Below are 18,875 nucleotides of genomic sequence, written 5' to 3' on the forward strand. Positions count from 1 at the left end.
GCTTGAAACGGTGAAAGTCCGGTCCCCGCCGGTGAGTTCACCGGATGAAGCCGGATGACACCGGACCCGGGGGGGGCCACGGCCACCGGTCCGGGGCCGGGAAGGGGCAAGTCGGGGCAGGTGGGGCGGGAGCGTGCGCCGGAGGGCGGCGCCCTGGATGATGTGTCCTGGCAGGGTCGCGGGATTCGGGAAAGGTGCGTCAAGACGTGAGGCTGACGATTCTGGGCGGTGGCGGCTTCCGCGTGCCGCTCGTGTACGGCGCGCTGCTGGCCGACCGGGCCGAGGGCCGGGTCACCGAGGTCGTCCTGCACGACCTGGACGCCGGCCGGCTGCACGCGGTTTCCCGCGTCCTGGCCGAGCAGGCCGCCGGTACCGCCGACGCACCCCGGGTGAGCACCACCACGGACCTCGACGAGGCCCTGCGCGGCGCCGACTTCGTCTTCTCCGCGATCCGCGTCGGCGGCCTCGGGGGACGGGCGGACGACGAGCGGATCGCGCTGGCCGAGGGCGTGCTCGGCCAGGAGACGGTCGGCGCGGGCGGCGTCGCCTACGGGCTGCGCACCGTGCCCGTCGCGGCCGGCATCGCCCGCCGCGTGGCCCGCCTCGCCCCCGACGCCTGGGTCATCAACTTCACCAACCCGGCCGGCCTGGTCACCGAGGCGATGTCCCGGCACCTCGGCGACCGCGTCATCGGCATCTGCGACTCCCCGGTCGGCCTCGGGCGGCGCCTCGCCCGTGTCCTCGGCGTCGATCCGAAGGACGCCTTCGTGGACTACGTCGGCCTCAACCACCTCGGCTGGGTCCGCGGCCTGCGCGTGGCCGGACGCGACGAACTCCCGCGCCTGCTCGCCGATCCCGCGCTGCTCGGCTCCTTCGAGGAGGGCCGGCTCTTCGGCCCCGACTGGCTGCGCTCGCTCGGCGCGGTCCCCAACGAGTACCTGCACTACTACTACTTCAACCGCGAGACCGTCCGCGCCTACCAGGAGGCCGAGCGGACCCGCGGTGCCTTCCTGCGTGACCAGCAGGCCCGCTTCTACGAGGAGGCCGGCCGCCCGGACGTCTCCGCGCTCCGGGCCTGGGACCGCACCCGCGCCGAGCGCGAGGCGACGTACATGTCGGAGAACCGCGAGACCGCGGGCGCCGGCGAACGCGAGGAAGAGGACCTCTCCGGCGGCTACGAGAAAGTGGCCCTCGCCCTGATGCGCGCCATCGCCCGCGACGAGAGCGCGACCCTCATCCTCAACGTCCGCAACCAGGGCACCCTCCCCACCCTCGACGCCGACGCCGTCATCGAGGTCCCCTGCCTGGTGGACGCGAACGGCGCGCACCCGCTGGCCACCGCCCCCCTGCCCGCCCACGCCGCCGGCCTGGTCGGCTCGGTCAAGGCGGTGGAACGCGAGGTCCTCGCCGCCGCGGAGACCGCCTCCCGGGCGACGGCCGTCAAGGCCTTCGCCCTGCACCCCCTGGTCGACTCGGTGAACGTGGCGCGCGACCTGACGGACGCTTACATCGCGGCCCATCCGGGCCTGGCCTACCTGAAGTAGGCCGACCCGCAGGTCGACCCGTCGGCCGACCCGGGAGGGCCTTGAACGCCGCTCGCAATTGTGTTCTTGTGGATCCGACGACCCGCTGATCGGAAGGGGGACAGGGTGGAGCCGACGGCCGGTCCAGGCCAGTTGATGGCCATCAGCGATCTGCACATCTCCTACCCGGAGAACCGCACCCTGGTCGAGCGGTTGCACCCGGCGGGCGACGAGGACTGGCTGATCGTCGCGGGCGACATCGCCGAGACCGTCGAGGACATCCGCTGGACCCTCGCCACCCTCGCGGCCCGCTTCCGCAAGGTCCTGTGGGCACCCGGCAACCACGACCTGTGGACCCACCCGAAGGACACCGTCCAACTGCGCGGGGTCGCCCGCTACGAGCACCTGGTCGAGGTCTGCCGCGAGCTGGGCGTCCTCACCCCCGAGGACCCCTACCCGGTGTGGCACGGCCCCGGCGGCCCGGTCGCCGTCGCCCCGCTGTTCCTCGGCTACGACTACACCTTCCTGCCCCCCGGCTGCGCCACCAAGGCCGAGGGCCTCGCCTACGCCGAGGGCACCGGCATCGTCTGCAACGACGAGTACCTGCTGCACCCCGACCCGTACCCGAGCCGCGAGGCCTGGTGCCGCGACCGGGTGGCGTGGACCGAGGAGAGACTCGCCGCGCTGCCCGCCGACCTGCCCACCGTGCTGGCCAACCACTACCCGCTCGACCGGCACCCCACCGAGGTGCTGTGGCACCCCGAGTTCGCCATGTGGTGCGGCACCGAGCTGACCGCCGACTGGCACCGCCGGTTCCGCGTCGCCACCATGGTCTACGGCCATCTGCACATCCCCCGTACCACCTGGCACGACGGAGTCCGCTTCACCGAGGTCTCCGTCGGCTACCCCCGTGAGTGGCGCAAGCGTCCGGGCACCCCCGGAAAGCCGCGCCTCATCCTGCCGATGGAGGTGGAAGCCGGTGATCGAGGAGCTGCTCCCGGAGTCGGTCGTGGCCGTGGAGGCACTCCGTGACGACCCGCTGTGGGACACCCCCCTCCACCCGGAGGAGGAGGTGCTCGTCGCCCGCGCCGTGGCCAAGCGGCGCCGCGAGTTCGCCGCCGTACGCGGCTGTGCCCGGCGCGCCATGGAGAAGCTCGGCGTCCCCGCGCGGCCCGTGGTCAGCGGCGAGCGCGGCGCGCCGCAGTGGCCGGCGGGCATCGTCGGCAGCATGACCCACTGCGACGGCTACTGCGCCGCCGCGCTGGTCCGCGCCACCGACCTGGTCTCCCTCGGCATCGACGCCGAACCGCACGGCCCGCTGCCCGAGGGCGTCGGCGCCTCCGTCTTCCTGCCCGCCGAGACCGCCCGCCTGGAGCGGCTCGCCGAGCAGCGGCCCGCCGTGCACTGGGACCGGATCCTGTTCAGTGCCAAGGAGTCGGTGTACAAGGCCTGGTTCCCGCTCACCCACAAGTGGCTGGACTTCTCCGAGGCCGACATCACCCTGTGCCCGGCCCCCGACGGCGCGCCGCACGGCACCCTGCACGCCGAACTCCTGGTCCCCGGCCCCCTCGTCGGCGACCGCCGCCTCCAGGTCTTCGACGGCCGCTGGGCCGCCCGGAACACTCTGGTGACCACCACGGTCGTCATCCCGCACGCCGTCTGACGAGTCCCGCGCACGCCGCCCGACGCGCGACGGCGCCCGCGAAGACCCCGGCGGCCCCCGCCGCGCCCACGCGTCCCGGCGAGGGCGGCCCCCGCCGCCGTACCCGCGTGCCGGCGCCGGCGGCCCCGTCGGCGTACGCGCGACCCGCGCGCCGGACCGCCGGCCGGGCGGCGCCGTCCGCTCAGGCGGCCGGCGGGCACCACTCGCTCAGCAGCCGGAAGAACTCCTCCTCGTTGCCCGTCAGGCCCGCCCGCGCGAGGGCCGTCTCGGCCTCGGCCAGCACGGAGGGCGGCACCAGGGCGGGCGGCGCGCCCTCCGGTGGTCCGTCGAAGGCGGCGCGCACCGTGTGCAGCAGCCGCAAGTAGGCCTGGACGGCGGTGCGCTCATGGTCGGTCAGTACGGCGGTGGGCATCGATCGGCTCTCCCCGGTTGGACGTCACGGTCACGCGCGCTGCGGCGCAGACCTCCAGCTTGCCGCCCACCACTGACAACGGGCCGGAACCGCACGTCCGCGCCCCGCCCGGGACACCGTCAGGCCTCCGGACGCTTCACGCTCTCCAGGAGCATGTCCAGCCACTCCGCGACCTTGTCCCGGTGCTGGTCGGTCGGCAACTGCGCGGCCCGCCAGGCGATTCCGCGCACCCCGTGGTCCTGGAGCAGCCGCTCCAGCGGATCCGCCACGGGTCCGGCCGCGGCCCGCTCCCGGTCGGCGAGCTTCTGCAGCAGCTCCTGCTCGGTGCGCTGGAGCGCGCCCGCGAGCGCTTCCGGGTCCTCCGCCGTCAGGAACCCGGCGTGCACCCGGAAGAAGCGCTGCAACGCGTCGCAGTGCTCCATGGTGGGGCGCCGGTCCCCGTTGATCAGGGCGCCGGCCTGCTGCCGGGACATGCCCGCGCCGTCGGCGATCTCCTGCTGGGTGTACTTGCGGCCGTTCGGCTTCAGCCGGGTGCGCCGCAGCAGACCGAGGCGCTGCAGGAACCGTGCCTGCACGTCGGGTTCGCCCGCCGGGCAGCCGCTGAGCAGGGCCTTGACCACCGGCTCGGGCACCCCGCAGGCGACCGAGAGCCGGGCGACGTCGAAGACCTCGGCCTGGGGCACCCCGAGCCGTTCGGCGAGCGCGGTGACGCGGGCGACGACGGCCGGCAGCTGGGCGGTCGCCGCGGCGCCCGGATCCTCGTGGCCATCCGTCACCGACAGAACTCCTACGTCTCTCAAGGGCAACAGGTGCGTCCGTGCATCCCGCATGCTCGGTGCCAGGACCGGCGGTCGCCGTGAACTTCCCGGAGATTAGCCGGTGCCTCGAACCCACATCCAGGTGTCGCCACAACTGTGGCGAATTTCAGCCGTCAACCGGCGTGGAATGCCACGATAGTTGACATCACTCCTCGCGGGGAAGCAGGATCGCATCGCCGCGTGAAGGCCGCAGAGGCAAGAGGGGTGACCTCCCGATGGCACATCAGGCAGGAGGGCAGTGGCCGGCGCCGCGGCCCGTCCCCGAGACCTCCGAGACCCAGTCGTACCTACAGGACTACGGCGCGCTGCTGGACGCCGTCCCCTTCCCGTCCCTGGTGGTCGACCACCGCTGGGACGTGGTGCTGGCCAACGACGCCTTCGCCACGCTCTTCGGCGGGGCGCGCCCGCACCCCACGGCCATGCCCGGGGACAACTTCCTGCGCTTCGTGCTGTTCCACCCGGACGCGGGGCTCGTGCTCGGCGACCACGAGGCGGGCTGGTGCCTGCCGATGATGGCCCACCTCAAGGGCGCCATGGACGCGTACGGCCACGATCCCGAACTCCAGGCCATCCGCCGGGACATCGCCCAGGATCCGCTCATGGAGGCCGCCTACCGGCAGGGTCTGCCGCACTGGATCCGGGCCGTCGGCGAGCGCGGGACCCGGCTCGACGGGGCCGTGCGCCAGCTGCTCCACCCCGATCCGCGCCGGGGCCCCACCGAGTGCCGCATCGTGGACGAGACCCCCCAGACCCTGCGCGAACTGGGCCTGCGGCGGCTGACGCTGGTGCTGCGCGACTCCCGCCGGGCCGCCGCGCCGGACCGCCGCCCGCGCGGACAGCGCGCCGTGCCGACACATCTGACGGTCGTCCCGCCACCCGAGGCCTGAACCGGACTCGCCAACCGCCCCGGTCGACCGGTTCCCCTCGCGTACCTCACTTACGCAAGCCGCTTACATAGATTGCGCTACTCTTGCGCTCATGACGCGACGACTTGCGGAAGTGGCGAAGAAGGTCGGGGTCAGCGAGGCCACGGTCAGCCGGGTGCTCAACGGCAAGCCCGGAGTCTCCGACGCCACCCGGCAGGCGGTGCTGACGGCCCTCGACGTCCTCGGCTACGAGCGCCCCACCCAGCTCCGCGGTGAACGCGCCCGCCTCGTCGGCCTGGTCCTGCCGGAGCTGCAGAACCCCATCTTCCCGGCGTTCGCCGAGGTCATCGGCGGAGCACTCGCCCAGCTCGGGCTCACCCCGGTGCTGTGCACCCAGACCAGGGGCGGCGTCTCGGAGGCGGACTACGTCGAACTGCTGCTCCAGCAGCAGGTGTCCGGCGTCGTCTTCGCCGGGGGCCTCTACGCCCAGGCCGACGCCCCGCACGACCACTACCGGCTGCTCGCGCACCGCAACATCCCCGTCGTCCTGGTCAACGCGGCCATCGAACACCTCGGCTTCCCGGGCGTGTCCTGCGACGACGCGGTCGCCGTCGAACAGGCCTGGCGGCACCTGGCCCTGCTCGGCCATGAGCGCATCGGGCTGGTCCTCGGCCCCGACGACCACGTGCCCTCGGCCCGCAAGCTGGCCGCCGCGCACGCCATCACCGGCGGGCTGCCGGCGGAGCGCGTCGCCCGCGCCATCTTCTCCCTGGAGGGCGGGCACGCCGCCGCCTCCCGGCTGATCGACCGGGGCGTCACCGGCATCATCTGCGCCAGCGACCCCCTCGCCCTCGGCGCGATCAGGGCCGCCCGGCGCAAGGGGTACGACGTCCCGGGCCGGATCTCCGTCGTCGGCTACGACGACTCGGCGTTCATGAACTGCACCGAACCCCCGCTCACCACCGTCCGCCAGCCCATCGAGGCCATGGGGCGCGCGGCCGTGGAACTGCTGAACGCGCAGATCGGCGGCACCGCCGTACCCGCCGAGGAGCTGTTGTTCGAACCCGAACTGGTGGTGCGCGGATCGACCGGGCAAGCGCCCCGCGACTGAGGCTCCGTAGATCCGGCCAGCTGTCAAATAATTACAGACTTCACGCGACATCTTGCGGACCCTTGTCGGCGGTGCTTGAGTGTGCGGCGCCACCGCTCCTGCCATGAGTGCCATTGAGGGGTCCACCGATGACAAGCACCGGGTTCCGCCGCACCTTCGTCGCGATCGGCGTCTGTTCCTCCCTCGCCCTCGCCGCCACCGCCTGCGGTTCGGGCGACGACGGCTCGGCGAGCGGTAAGACACGCATCACCGTCAACTGCGAACCACCGAAGAGCGCCAGAACCGACCGGAGGTTCTTCGACGCGGACGTCGCCTCCTTCGAGAAGCAGAACCCCGGCATCGACGTCGTCACCCACGACGCCTTCCCCTGCGAGGACCCCAAGACCTTCGACGCCAAGCTCGCCGGCGGCCAGATGGAGGACGTGTTCTACACGTACTTCACCGACGTCGACCACGTCGTGGACATCAACCAGGCCGCCGACCTCACGCCGTACCTCAAGGAGCTGAAGAGCTACGGCACCATCCAGAAGCAGCTGCGGGACATCTATACCGTCGGCGGGAAGGTCTACGGGATACCGCGTACCGGATACAGCATGGGGCTGATCTACAACCGCACGCTGTTCCAGCGGGCCGGCCTCGACCCCGACCGGCCGCCCACCACCTGGGACGAGGTGCGCGCCGACGCCAAGAAGATCGCCGCCCTCGGCGACGGGACCGTCGGGTACGCCGACTACAGCGCCCAGAACCAGGGCGGCTGGCACTTCACCGCCGAGATGTACTCCCAGGGCGGCGACGTCGTCAGCGCCGACGGCAGGAAGGCGACCGTCGACAGTCCCCAGGGCCGTGCCGTGCTGCGCACCCTGCACGACATGCGGTGGACCGACGACTCCATGGGCAGCAAGCAGCTCCTCGTCATCAACGACGCGCAGCAGCTGATGGGCGCCGGCAAGCTCGGCATGTACCTCGCCGCCCCGGACAACATCCCGATCCTCGTCAAGGAGAAGGGCGCCAAGTACGACGACATCGCCATCGGCCCCATGCCCGGCGGCCAGGGCACCCTGATCGGCGGCGACGGCTACATGTTCGCCAAGCACGACTCGCCCGCCCAGATCCGCGCCGGCCTCAAGTGGCTCGACCACATGTTCCTCACCCCCGGCAAGGGCTTCCTCGGCGACTACGCCCGCGCCAAGAAGAACGACGCCCCCGTCGGCCTGCCCGAACCGCGCCTGTTCACCGGCGCCGCCGACGCCAAGGACCAGCAGGTCAAGAAGGCCAACGCCAACGTCCCGGTGAAGAACTACCAGACCTTCCTCGACGGCAACACCAAGCTCCGGATGAGGATCGAGCCGCGGGACGCGCAGCAGATCTACTCCGTCCTCGACGGCACCGTCTCCGCCGTGCTCACCAAGAAGGACGCCGACATCGACCAGCTCCTGAAGGACGCGTCCGGCAAGATCGACAGCATTCTGGCGCGGAGCTGACCGCCATGACGAAGACGGCCGAGCGGCAGCCCCCGGCGGCGGCCGCCGTCCCCCGGGCCACGGCACCGTCCCCGGCACGGGACCGGGGGCGGCGCCGCCTGGTCGACCAGGCCCGCGCCTACGCCTTCCTCCTCGGCGGACTGCTCTGCTTCGCCCTGTTCTCCTGGTACCCGGCGATCCGCGCCGTCGTGATCGCCTTCCAGAAGTACACCCCCGGCTCCCCGCCCCAGTGGGTCGGCACCGCCAACTTCACCCGGGTCCTGCACGACCCGGAGTTCACCGCCGCCTGGCGCAACACCTTCTACTTCACCCTGATCGCCCTCCTCGTCGGCTTCGCCGCCCCCTTCCTCCTCGCCCTCGTCCTCAACGAACTCCGGCACGCCAAGGCCTTCTTCAGGGTGGTGGTCTACCTGCCGGTGATGATCCCGCCGGTGGTCAGCGCCCTGCTGTGGAAGTGGTTCTACGACCCCGGAGCCGGCCTCGCCAACGAGGCGCTGGGCTTTCTGCACCTGCCCACCTCGAACTGGTCCAACGGCACCGACACCGCGCTCCTCTCCCTGGTGATCGTGGCCACCTGGGCCAACATGGGCGGCACCGTCCTCATCTACCTGGCAGCCCTGCAGTCCATCCCCGGCGAGCTGTACGAGGCCGCCGAACTCGACGGCGCGGGCCTTCTCCAGCGCATCCGGCACATCACCATCCCGCAGACCCGGTTCGTGATCCTCATGCTGATGCTCCTTCAGATCATCGCCACCATGCAGGTGTTCACGGAACCGTTCGTCATCACCGGCGGCGGCCCCGAGAGCGCCACCGTCACCGTCCTCTACCTCATCTACAAATACGCCTTCCTCTACAACGACTTCGGCGGCGCCTGCGCCCTCAGCGTCATGCTCCTGCTGCTGCTCGGCGCCTTCTCCGCCGTCTACCTGCGGCTCACCCGTAGCGAGGGGGACACCGCGTGACCGCCACCCGCACCCTGATCTCCCCGGCCGCCCTCGCCCGCCCGCGCGGCAGGGTGATCTACTGGACGGTGTTCACCGCCGTCGTCGTCCTCTTCACGCTGGCCTTCCTCTTCCCGGTCTACTGGATGGCCACCGGCGCGATGAAGTCCCCCGACGAGGTGGCCCGGACCCCGCCGACGCTCGTGCCCCAGCACTGGCACACCGGCGCCTACACCGACGCCTGGGACCTGATGCAGCTCCCGCGGCACCTGTGGAACACCGTCGTCCAGGCGGCCGGCGCCTGGGCCTTCCAGCTGGTGTTCTGCACGGCCGCCGCCTACGCCCTGTCCAAGCTGCGGCCCGCTTTCGGCAAGGTGATCCTCGGCGGCATCCTCGCCACCCTGATGGTGCCGGCCCAGGCGCTCGTCGTACCCAAGTACCTCACCGCCGCCGACCTGCCGCTGCTGCACACCAGCCTGCTCAACGACCCCCTCGCCATCTGGCTCCCGGCCGTCGCCAACGCCTTCAACCTCTATCTGCTCAAACGGTTCTTCGACCAGTTGCCCCGCGATGTGCTGGAGGCCGCCGAGATCGACGGCGCCGGCAAGCTGCGCATCCTGTGGTCCGTCGTCCTGCCCATGTCCCGGCCGGTCCTCGGCGTCGTGTCGATCTTCGCGCTGGTCGCCGTCTGGCAGGACTTCCTGTGGCCGCTGATGGTCTTCTCCGACACCGACAAGCAGCCGATCAGCGTGGCCCTGGTGCAGCTGTCGCAGAACATCCAGCTCACCGTGCTCGTCGCCGCGATGGTGATCGCCAGCATCCCGATGGTGGCGCTGTTCCTCGTCTTCCAGCGGCACATCATCGCCGGGATCAGCGCGGGCAGCACCAAGGGCTGACGCCGATCGCCCGTCTACAGAAAGGCAAGCTCAGTGGGACAGCCCACCCATGCCCCCGGCAGCCACGACTGGTGGCGCGACGCCGTCATCTACCAGGTCTACGTCCGCAGCTTCGCCGACGGCGACGGGGACGGCACCGGCGACCTCGCGGGCGTCCGCTCCCGGCTGCCCTACCTGGCCGGACTCGGCGTCGACGCCCTGTGGTTCAGCCCCTGGTACCGCTCCCCGATGAAGGACGGTGGCTACGACGTCGCCGACTACCGGGCCATCGACCCGGCGTTCGGCACCCTCGCCGAGGCGGAGAAACTCATCGCCGAGGCCCGCGAACTGGGCATCCGCACCATCGTCGACATCGTCCCCAACCACGTCTCCGACCAGCACCCGTGGTTCCGGGCCGCCCTCGCGGCCGGCCCCGGCAGCCCCGAGCGGGACCTGTTCCACTTCCGGCCCGGCCGCGGCCCGCACGGCGAACTCCCGCCCAACGACTGGCCGTCCCAGTTCGCCGGCTCCGTCGATCCGGTGTGGACCCGGCTGCCCGACGGCGACTGGTACCTGCACCTGTTCACCCCCGAACAGCCCGACCTCAACTGGGCCCATCCGGCGGTCCGCCAGGAACACGAGGACCTCCTGCGCTTCTGGTTCGACCGGGGTGTCGCCGGGGTCCGTATCGACTCCGCCGCCCTGCTGGCCAAGGACCCCGAGCTGCCGGACCTGGCCACGCGTCCCGAGCCGCACCCCTTCGTCGACCGCGACGAGCTCCACGACGTCTACCGCTCCTGGCGCGCCGTCGCCGACGCCTACGGCGGCGTCTTCGTCGGGGAGGTCTGGCTCCCCGACGCCGAGCGCTTCGCCCGTTACCTGCGCCCCGACGAACTCCACACCGCCTTCAACTTCTCCTTCCTGTCCTGCCCGTGGCACCCCGGAAGGCTGCGCGCGTCCATCGACACCACCCTCGCCGAACACGCCCCGGTCGGCGCGCCCGCCACCTGGGTGCTGAGCAACCACGACGTGACCCGCACGGTCACCCGCTACGGCCGCGAGGACACCGCTTTCGACTTCACCACCAAGACCTTCGGCACCCCGGCCGACCCGGCGCTCGGCACCCGCAGGGCGCGGGCGGCCGCCCTGCTGTCCCTCGCGCTGCCCGGATCGGTCTACGTGTACCAGGGTGAGGAACTGGGGCTGCCGGAGGCGGAGATACCGCCCGAGCGCATCCAGGATCCGATGTACCACCGCTCCAACGGCGCGGACCCCGGCCGGGACGGCTGCCGGGTGCCGCTGCCGTGGGTCGCCGGTATGCCGTACGCGGGATTCGGCTCCCAGGCCGAACCGTGGCTGCCGCAACCGGCCGGCTGGGCGTCGTACGCCGTCGACCGGCAGGAGCGCGACCCCGGCTCCATGCTCTCCCTCTACCGCAGGGCCATCGCCCTGCGCCCCCGGTTCGGCGCCGGTCCCCTCACCTGGCTCCCCGCCGCCGACGGCGTCCTCGCCTTCTCCCGCGCGGGCGGCGCGACCTGTGTGGTCAACTTCTCCGCCACCCCCGCCGACCTCCCCGCGCACTCGGAACTCCTGCTCAGCAGCGGCCCCCTGGACGAGGCGGGCCGGCTGCCGCAGGACACGGCGGCCTGGCTGTACGCCTGAGCCGCCGCGCACCGCTGTCCCACGCACCCCCACCACGAAGGGAACAGCACATGCACCGCAGCAACGTCAGTTATGTCAGGGGCATGTCAGCGATAGGGGCGGTCGTCGCCCTCGCCGCCGGCATGCTCGTCACGGTGGCCCCCGCCGCGCACGCGGCCGCGGGCGCCGCTCTGCCCTTCACCTCGGTCGAGGCCGAGTCGGCTGCCACCACCGGCACCAGGATCGGCCCGGACTACACCCAGGGCACGCTCGCCTCGGAGGCGTCCGGCCGGCAGGCCGTCCGGCTGTCCGCGGGGCAGAAGGTGGAGTTCACCGTGCCCCGCGCGGCCGACGCGGTGAACGTCTCCTACAGCGTGCCGGACGGCCAGTCCGGCTCGCTCGACGTGTATGTCAACGGCACCAGGATCTCCAGGACCCTTCCGGTGACGTCCAAGTACTCGTACGTGGACACCGGCTGGATCACCGGCAGCAGGACGCACCACTTCTTCGACAACGCCCGGCTGCTGCTGGGGCAGAACGTCCAGGCCGGTGACAAGGTCGCGTTCGTGGCGACCGGTACCCAAGTGACGGTCGACGTGGCCGACTTCGAGCAGGTCGCCGCGGCCGCCGCCCAGCCGGCCGGTTCGGTGTCCGTCGTCGCGCAGGGCGCCGACCCCAGCGGCGCCGGCGACTCCACCCAGGCCTTCCGGAACGCCATCGCCGCCGCCCAGGGCGGGACGGTGTGGATCCCGCCGGGCGACTACCGGCTCACCTCCTCCCTCGGCGGCGTACAGAACGTGACCCTGCAAGGGGCGGGCAGCTGGTACTCGGTCGTGCACACCTCCCGGTTCGTCGACCAGTCCAGCTCCGCCGGGAACGTCCACATCAAGGACTTCGCGGTGATCGGCGAGGTCACCGAGCGCGTCGACTCCAGCCCGGACAACTTCGTCAACGGCTCCCTCGGAGCGAACTCGACCGTCTCGGGCATGTGGATCCAGCACATGAAGTGCGGCCTGTGGCTGACCGGCACCAACGACAACCTGGTCGTGGAGAACAACCGCATCCTCGACACCACCGCCGACGGCATCAACCTCAACGGCACCGCCAGGGGCGTCCGGGTCAGCAACAACTTCCTGCGCAACCAGGGCGACGACTCCCTCGCCATGTGGTCGCTGTACGCCCCGGACACCGGTTCCAGCTTCGAGAACAACACCGTCTCCCAGCCCAACCTCGCCAACGGCATCGCCATCTACGGCGGCACCGACATCACGGTGCGCGACAACCTGATCTCCGACACCAACGCCCTGGGCAGCGGCATCGCCATCTCCAACCAGAAGTTCATGGACCCGTTCTCACCGCTGTCCGGCACCATCACCGTCGACGGCAACACACTGGTGCGCACCGGCGCGCTGAACCCCAACTGGAACCACCCGATGGGCGCGCTGCGCGTCGACTCGTACGACAGCGCCGTCAACGCCACCGTGAACATCACCAACACCACGATCACCGACAGCCCGTACAGCGCCTTCGAGTTCGTCTCCGGCGGCGGGCAGGGCTACCCGGTGCGGAACGTCAACGTGACCGGGGCGACGGTGCGCGACACCGGCACGGTCGTCGTCCAGGCCGAGGCGCAGGGCGCGGCCGCCTTCAAGAACGTCAGCGCGAGCGGCGTCGGCGCGGCCGGTGTCTACAACTGCCCGTATCCGGCGAACTCCGGCTCCTTCGCCCTCACCGACGGCGGCGGCAACTCCGGCTGGAACAGCACCTGGTCGGACTGCTCCAGCTGGCCGCAGCCCGGGCAGGGCAACCCGGAGCCCGACCCCGACCGCAACCTCGCCAAAGGCCGTCCGGCCACCGCCACCGGCTCCCAGGACGTCTACACGCCGGGCAAGGCGGTCGACGGCGACGCCAACTCGTACTGGGAGTCGGCCAACAACGCCTTCCCGCAGTCCCTGACGGTCGACCTCGGCTCGTCGTACGCGGTGCGCCGGCTGGTGCTGAAGCTGCCGCCGTCCTCGGCGTGGGGCGCCCGGACCCAGACCGTCACCGTGCTCGGCGGCACCGACGGTTCGAACTACTCCACCGTGGTCGGATCCCAGGGCTACCGGTTCGACCCGGCCACCGGCAACACCGCCACGGTGTCCCTGCCGGCCGGCACGAACCTGCGGTACCTGCGGCTGACGGTCAGCGCCAACACCGGTTGGCCGGCCGGGCAGTTCAGCGAGGTGGAGGCCTACCTGACGTCCTGACCTCCTGATCCGGGCTCGCGAGGGGGTGAACGGGCGATGAACACCGCCTGCGGCGGGCTGGTCAGGTACCGGTCAGAGCAGGGTAGTGTGCCCCGGTGACCACGCAATCAAACACTCCTGCAGGCTGGTACCCGGACCCGAACGGGGCGCCTCAGACGCTCCGCTACTGGGACGGAACCCAGTGGACCGAGCACACCAACAACCAGGCCCAGCAGGCCCCGCAGGCCCAGCAGGCCCCGCAGGGCATGCCGCAGCAGCAGGCCCAGCAGGCCGTGCCGCAGCAGCAGTTCCCGCAGCAGCAGGCGCCCGACGCCCGGGTGCAGCGCCAGGTGCAGCAGCAGGCCGGGGTCGTGGCCGGCGGCCCCGGCGGCGGCACCCTGTTCACCGAGCCGGTGCTGGTGGTGAACCAGAAGGCCAAGCTGATCGAGCTGACCAACGAGTACAAGGTCATGGACCAGCACGGCCGCGAGCTCGGCTCGGTGACCGAGGTGGGGCAGGGCGTGCTGCGCAAGATCCTGCGCTTCGTCTCCAGCTGGGACCAGTTCCTGACCCACAAGCTGGAGATCCGCGACGCCTACGGCCAGCCGCAGCTTCTGCTGACCCGGCCCGCGAAGATATTCAAGTCCCGGGTGATCGTGTCCCGCCCGGACGGCTCGCAGGTCGGCGAGATCGTCCAGCAGAACATGATCGGCAAGATCAACTTCGCGATGAACGTGAACGGCCAGCAGGTCGGCGCGATCAAGGCGGAGAACTGGCGGGCCTGGAACTTCGCGATCGTCGACCACACGGACAACGAGGTGGCCCGGATCACCAAGACCTGGGAGGGCCTCGCCAAGACGCTGTTCACCAGCGCGGACAACTACGTCCTCCAGATCCACTACCAGCTGCCCGAGCCGCTGCTGAGCCTGGTGGTCGCGACGGCCCTGACCGTCGACACCGCGCTCAAGCAGGACTCGCGGGGCTGGAACTGATCGGGTCCCGTACGGGGGCACGCACCGCACGGCGGAGAACACCGAGTACGGCCACGGCGGCCGGGGCACGCGAGGAAGCGCGCACCGGCCGCCGACGTCTGCGTCAGCGACGGCACCGAGCAGTGAGGCGTCCGGGCTGTTCCGGCAGCCGGGGCCGCAGGGCGGGCTCGGCCGCCGCCGTGTCCGGCCGCAGGGCGAGCACCGCGGCCACCGGGTGCTCGCCCGGCGGCGCCGCTTCGGCCGCTTCGGCCGTTTCATCTGCTTCGTCCGCTTCGTCTGCCTTGCTTGGTTCCCTGGTGACCCGGGTGAGCAGCAGCACGCCCCGGGCGGCGAGACCCGCCCCGGCGAGCGCCAGCAGCACACCGCCCGCGCCGCCGGTGAGGCCCTGCCCGAGCAGGGTGAGCCCGATCAGTGCGGCGGCCACCGGGTTGGCCAGGGTGACGACCGCCAGCGGGGCGCCCAGGCCGCCGCGGTAGGCGGTCTGCGACAGCAGCAGCCCGCCGGCCGCGAACGCCGCGACGAGCACCGCGACCACGATCACCTCAAGGCTCAGCACCGGACCCGAACGGTCGGTGGCGGCCACGGTCACCGTCTGGGTGAGCGCCGAGGCCACCCCCGAGGCGAACCCCGACGCGGTCGCGTGCCGCAGTCCGGGCCGGGCACCGGGCCGGGCCAGGGCGCCGACGAGGGCGGCGGTCGTACCGGCGACCGCGAGCGCCTCCGGCAGGCTGAGCACGCGGGAGGGCGCGGGGCCGGACGCGGTGACCAGCACCGCGCCGAGCCCGAGCAGCGTGAGCGCCGTACCGCGCCACTCCACCGCGCTGACCCGCCGCCCTGCCGCCCGCGCCCCCAGCGGCACGGCCGCCACCAGGGTGAGGGCGCCGAGCGGCTGTACGACGGTCAGCGGACCGTACTTGAGAGCCACGACGTGCAGCAGTGCGGCGGCCGCGTTCAGGCCGACCGCGGACCACCAGGCGCCCGTGCGGAGCAGCCGCGGCAGCGCGGCACCGGCACCGCGGGCGGCCAGCCGCTCCTGCGCGACGGCCGCGAGCGCGTAGGCCACGGACGAGACCAGGGACAGCACGACGGCGGCCAGGGCGGCGGCGCTCACCGGGACGCTCCCGCCAGGACCCGCTGGCGCGGGACGATCCGGCCGGTGCCGCGGCCCGCCGTGGTGGCGGTCCGGTGCGGCGGATGGATCAGCGCGAGGGCGGCGCCCAGCATGACGGCCGCGGCGAGCGCGTCGAGCCAGTAGTGGTTGGCCGTGCCCACGATCACCAGCAGGGTGAGCAGCGGGTGCAGCAGCCACAGCCACCGCCGGCGGGACCGGGTCGCGGCGATCAGGCCGATCGCCACCATCAGCGCCCAGCCGAAGTGCAGCGAGGGCATGGCGGCGAACTGGTTGGAGAGATGGTCGCGGGCCGGCGGACCGTACACGGAGGGGCCGTAGACGCGGGCGGTGTCCACCAGGCCGGTGCCGGCCAGCATGCGCGGCGGGGCCAGCGGGAACGTGAAGGGCAGCACCAGCGCGGCGGCGGTGACCACGGCGAGGATCCGGCGGGCCCAGACGTAGTGCGCGGGCCGTCGGACGTAGAGCCACACCAGGAAGGCGACGGTGGCCGGGAAGTGGACCGTCGCGTAGTAGGTGTTGGCCGCGCGGACGAGGGCGTCGCCGTGCAGCAGAGTCGACTGGACGGCGGTCTCGTGGGGGAGGCGCAGGGCCCGTTCGAGGTCCCACACGCGGTGGGCGTTGTGGAAGGCGCGCACGGTGTGGCCGGTGGCCAGTTGCCGGCCGAGCTTGTAGACGAGGAAGAGCCCCACGACGAGCAGGAACTCACGTATGAGACCCGGACGCGCGGACGCGTCCGGGTCCGGTTCTGCCTCGGCAGGCTCGGTGAGCGCAGTCATCCCCCGGCCCCCTTTGCTGACGGTCTTGATGTGTGGCGCTGTCGGTCTAGTCGCATGGCGCTGTCGGTCTTGAGGTGCGACAGCGCTTCGGTAACGTGCGGAAACGTTTTGGTGCGTGTCCGTACCGAAACGCCGGTGTACCGATACGCCAGTGTACCGATACGGTGGAGTACCGGTACACTGGCGTATCGATTGAAGTGCGACACACTGGAACCTGGGCACGGCGCCGCGCCCACGAGTGAGGGGAAGCACCACATGACGTCGCAGGCCGCGGAGGGACCGGAGACGGTCGTCGCCTCGCGCCGCTCCAAGATCACGCCGGAGCGTGAGCGGGAGTTCTTCGACGCCGTGCTGGAACAGATCCGCGAGTGCGGCTACGAGTCCGTGACCATGGAGGGCATCGCCTCCAGCACCCGCTGCAGCAAGTCCACCCTTTACCGGCAGTGGAAGAACAAACCCCAGTTCGTGGCCGCCGCGCTGCGCGCCCGGGGCCGGGTGCGCTTCGCCGGCATCGACACCGGGTCGCTCGCCGAGGACCTGCGCCGGGCCGCGCGGGCCGCGGGCGACTGGTCGGGCAAGGACACCAAGCTGCTCCAGGCGCTCGGGTCCGCGGTGACCCAGGACGAGGAGCTGGCCCAGGCGCTGCGCGAGGCGCTGGTGCACCCGGAGATCGCCGCGCTTCAGGAGATGCTCGATCGCGGTGTGGCGCGCGGGGAGATCGGCGCGGCCCATCCCGCGCTGGAGTTCGTCCCCGCCGTGATGTTCGGCGTGCTGCGCGTGCGGCCCGTGCTCAGCGGTCAGTACGCCGACGCCGACTACCTGTTCCGGTTCGTGGAGGCCATCGTGCTGCCCGCGCTCGGACTGGAATGAGACCCAGGCCGCCGTTCACGGGATGACTGAACGGCGGTCTGATCGCGCCGCACCGTGGGGACGGGGGCGGCGCGCACCACCGGCCGGGTGGGGGTTCCCCTTGAGCGGAGGGGAGCCCCCACCCGGCCGAACTCTTCGCTCCGGGCTTCCCGGAGGTCAGACGTTCTGGCCGCTGCCGCCGCCCGAGGAGACCTTGATCCCCTTCAGGATCTCGTCGATGACCGACGTGTCCTTCCCGGCGTCGATGCCGAAGCGCACGACCACCATCTGCCGGGCGTCGTTCGGGGACGGGAAGGCGACCGACTCGACCACGCCGTCGGCGCCCTTGCCGGTGACGGCCTTCCAGCGCACCAGGTAGCCCTTCTGCCCGGCCACGGTCACCGCCTGGGCGGCCAGTTGCTGGTGCGAGGTGATGCTGCCGTACGTGCTGCCGCCGTACGACTCCTTCGCGTTCGCCGCGATGTCCGCCTTCGCGACCTGCTCCGCGGTCTCGCCGTCGGTGCCCAGCGCCACGGCGGGCGCGGTGTAGGCACCGCCCGCGGTGCACGTCTGGGAGGTGTTGCCCGGGCACTTGTAGGTGTCGTCCGAGGTCACCTGCGCGCCGACGCTGATCGCCTGCCCGGTCCAGCCCTTCGGCACCGGCAGGCTGATCCCGTCGATCGCGTCCGGCACGGTCCCGCCGCCCTTGATCTTGGGCGCCGGTGAGCGCTCGGGCGACGGCGACTGCCCGTCGGAGCCGCCCGAACCGCCCGGGCCGCCCGAGCCGCCCGGACCGTCCTGCCCGCCGGAACCGCCGGGGCCTCCCGGGCCGCCGGACCCGCCGCCGTCCTGCCCGCCGCTCGCGCCGTGCTGCGCCCCGGCGCGGTCGCCGTTGTGACCGTCGTTGTTGGTGAGCGCGTACACCCCGATCCCGATGCAGGCCAGCACGGCGACGGCCGCGGTGACGGCGATGCCGGTGCGCAGTCCGCTCCGGGAGGGGGGAGGCGGCGGCGCGGGGTAGGAGGGGTAGCCGCTGTAGGCCGGGTAGCCGTAGCCGGGCTGCTGGGCGGGGGGCTGCTGGCCCGGGTAGGCGCCGTAGGCGGGGGTGGCCGGGGGCAGTTGACCGGCGGCCGGGAAGGGGGCCTGCGGCGCCGGGCCGGGCTGCGGGGCCTGGTCGTGCCGCGGTGCCTGGTCGGCGGGCGGTACGGAATCCGTCTGCGCTGTCTGCGCCGCGGGGTCGGCCTGGGGCGCCGGGTCCGCGGGCGTGGCCGGCTGATCGGCGTCCGCCGCCCGGTCCTCCGGAGGGGCCGGCTGTGCCGGGGGACCCCACGTCGCGGCCGTCCCGGCGGGGCGGACCCGGTCCGTCCAGGCCTTGCCGTCCCACCAGCGCTCGGTGGGCGGGCCGTCATGCGTCTGCCCGGGGTCGGGGTACCACCCGGGAGGAGTCACCTGCGTCATGGCCCCACCGTATGAGGCAACAGTGAAAGTGCGATGAGAGGATCTGCCGTCAATCCCGCCGATCCGGGACATTTGACCCCCGGAATTCTTCGGCTAATTTCCTTCCCCG

17 protein-coding genes are annotated in these 18,875 nt (G+C 72.0%); 12 read left to right on the forward strand and 5 right to left on the reverse strand.

What is annotated here, in order from left to right; translation table 11 throughout:
• Positions 1–206 precede the first annotated feature (206 nt).
• The 3 genes from AB0927_RS28015 to AB0927_RS28025 all read left to right on the forward strand — a co-directional run bounded on the left by AB0927_RS28015 (position 207) and on the right by AB0927_RS28025 (position 3,186).
• Complete coding sequence (locus AB0927_RS28015) at positions 207–1,544, forward strand: 6-phospho-beta-glucosidase (protein ID WP_366670510.1); 1,338 nt, start codon at positions 207–209, stop codon at positions 1,542–1,544.
• 105 nt (positions 1,545–1,649) lie between these two features.
• The gene (locus AB0927_RS28020) at positions 1,650–2,555 is read left to right on the forward strand and encodes a metallophosphoesterase (RefSeq protein WP_366670511.1); all 906 of its coding nucleotides are present in this window, start codon (positions 1,650–1,652) and stop codon (positions 2,553–2,555) included.
• Positions 2,503–3,186 (forward strand): 4'-phosphopantetheinyl transferase superfamily protein, encoded by a 684-nt coding sequence (locus tag AB0927_RS28025; RefSeq protein WP_366670512.1) that lies wholly within the window; start codon positions 2,503–2,505, stop codon positions 3,184–3,186. Before AB0927_RS28020 ends, AB0927_RS28025 begins: the two co-directional genes overlap by 53 nt.
• Before the next feature lie 181 nt (positions 3,187–3,367).
• On the opposite strand, the gene AB0927_RS28030 is transcribed toward AB0927_RS28025, so the two are convergent.
• Complete coding sequence (locus tag AB0927_RS28030; protein ID WP_366670513.1) at positions 3,368–3,598, reverse strand: hypothetical protein; 231 nt, start codon at positions 3,596–3,598, stop codon at positions 3,368–3,370.
• A 119-nt stretch (positions 3,599–3,717) separates the two neighbouring features.
• Complete coding sequence (locus AB0927_RS28035) at positions 3,718–4,374, reverse strand: helix-turn-helix transcriptional regulator (RefSeq protein WP_366670514.1); 657 nt, start codon at positions 4,372–4,374, stop codon at positions 3,718–3,720.
• 257 nt (positions 4,375–4,631) lie between these two features.
• On the opposite strand from AB0927_RS28035, the gene AB0927_RS28040 reads away from it, so the two are divergent.
• The 8 genes from AB0927_RS28040 (at position 4,632) to AB0927_RS28075 (ending at position 14,551) form a co-directional block, all read left to right on the forward strand.
• On the forward strand, positions 4,632–5,303 hold the full coding sequence (locus AB0927_RS28040; protein WP_366670515.1) for a hypothetical protein: 672 nt from the start codon (positions 4,632–4,634) through the stop codon (positions 5,301–5,303).
• A 91-nt stretch (positions 5,304–5,394) separates the two neighbouring features.
• On the forward strand, positions 5,395–6,393 hold the full coding sequence (locus AB0927_RS28045) for a LacI family DNA-binding transcriptional regulator (protein WP_366670516.1): 999 nt from the start codon (positions 5,395–5,397) through the stop codon (positions 6,391–6,393).
• Positions 6,394–6,521: 128 nt separating this feature from the next.
• Positions 6,522–7,874: an extracellular solute-binding protein gene (locus AB0927_RS28050; RefSeq protein WP_366670517.1), complete on the forward strand. Its 1,353-nt coding sequence runs from the start codon at positions 6,522–6,524 to the stop codon at positions 7,872–7,874.
• A 5-nt stretch (positions 7,875–7,879) separates the two neighbouring features.
• Complete coding sequence (locus AB0927_RS28055) at positions 7,880–8,836, forward strand: sugar ABC transporter permease (RefSeq protein WP_366670519.1); 957 nt, start codon at positions 7,880–7,882, stop codon at positions 8,834–8,836.
• Entirely contained in the window at positions 8,833–9,711 is an 879-nt protein-coding gene (locus AB0927_RS28060; RefSeq protein ID WP_366670520.1) for a carbohydrate ABC transporter permease, read from the forward strand. The genes AB0927_RS28055 and AB0927_RS28060 overlap by 4 nt, the downstream gene beginning before the upstream one ends.
• 33 nt (positions 9,712–9,744) lie before the next feature.
• Positions 9,745–11,352, forward strand: a complete 1,608-nt coding sequence (locus AB0927_RS28065; RefSeq protein WP_366670521.1) for a glycoside hydrolase family 13 protein — start codon at positions 9,745–9,747, stop codon at positions 11,350–11,352.
• 50 nt (positions 11,353–11,402) lie between these two features.
• Positions 11,403–13,580, forward strand: coding sequence for a discoidin domain-containing protein (locus AB0927_RS28070; protein ID WP_366670522.1), 2,178 nt, complete (start codon positions 11,403–11,405; stop codon positions 13,578–13,580).
• Positions 13,581–13,675: 95 nt separating this feature from the next.
• Positions 13,676–14,551 (forward strand): phospholipid scramblase-related protein, encoded by an 876-nt coding sequence (locus AB0927_RS28075; protein ID WP_366670523.1) that lies wholly within the window; start codon positions 13,676–13,678, stop codon positions 14,549–14,551.
• A gap of 103 nt (positions 14,552–14,654) precedes the next feature.
• Here AB0927_RS28075 and AB0927_RS28080 read toward each other — a convergent pair whose 3' ends face one another.
• Both AB0927_RS28080 and AB0927_RS28085 read right to left on the reverse strand, forming a co-directional pair.
• On the reverse strand, positions 14,655–15,662 hold the full coding sequence (locus tag AB0927_RS28080; RefSeq protein WP_366670524.1) for a hypothetical protein: 1,008 nt from the start codon (positions 15,660–15,662) through the stop codon (positions 14,655–14,657).
• Positions 15,659–16,459, reverse strand: a complete 801-nt coding sequence (locus tag AB0927_RS28085; RefSeq protein ID WP_366670525.1) for a phosphatase PAP2 family protein — start codon at positions 16,457–16,459, stop codon at positions 15,659–15,661. Before AB0927_RS28085 ends, AB0927_RS28080 begins: the two co-directional genes overlap by 4 nt.
• Positions 16,460–16,714: 255 nt before the next feature.
• Here AB0927_RS28085 and AB0927_RS28090 point away from each other — a divergent pair, with 255 nt between their 5' ends.
• Complete coding sequence (locus AB0927_RS28090; RefSeq protein ID WP_366670526.1) at positions 16,715–17,329, forward strand: TetR/AcrR family transcriptional regulator; 615 nt, start codon at positions 16,715–16,717, stop codon at positions 17,327–17,329.
• Between the two features lie 156 nt (positions 17,330–17,485).
• On the opposite strand, the gene AB0927_RS28095 is transcribed toward AB0927_RS28090, so the two are convergent.
• Positions 17,486–18,766 carry a DUF2510 domain-containing protein gene (locus AB0927_RS28095; RefSeq protein WP_366670527.1) on the reverse strand — a complete coding sequence of 427 codons (1,281 nt, stop codon included), beginning with the start codon at positions 18,764–18,766 and terminating at the stop codon, positions 17,486–17,488.
• Positions 18,767–18,875 lie beyond the last annotated feature (109 nt).

The sequence above is a fragment of the Streptomyces sp. NPDC048106 genome (assembly GCF_040706415.1).
Taxonomy (GTDB): Bacteria; Actinomycetota; Actinomycetes; order Streptomycetales; family Streptomycetaceae; genus Streptomyces.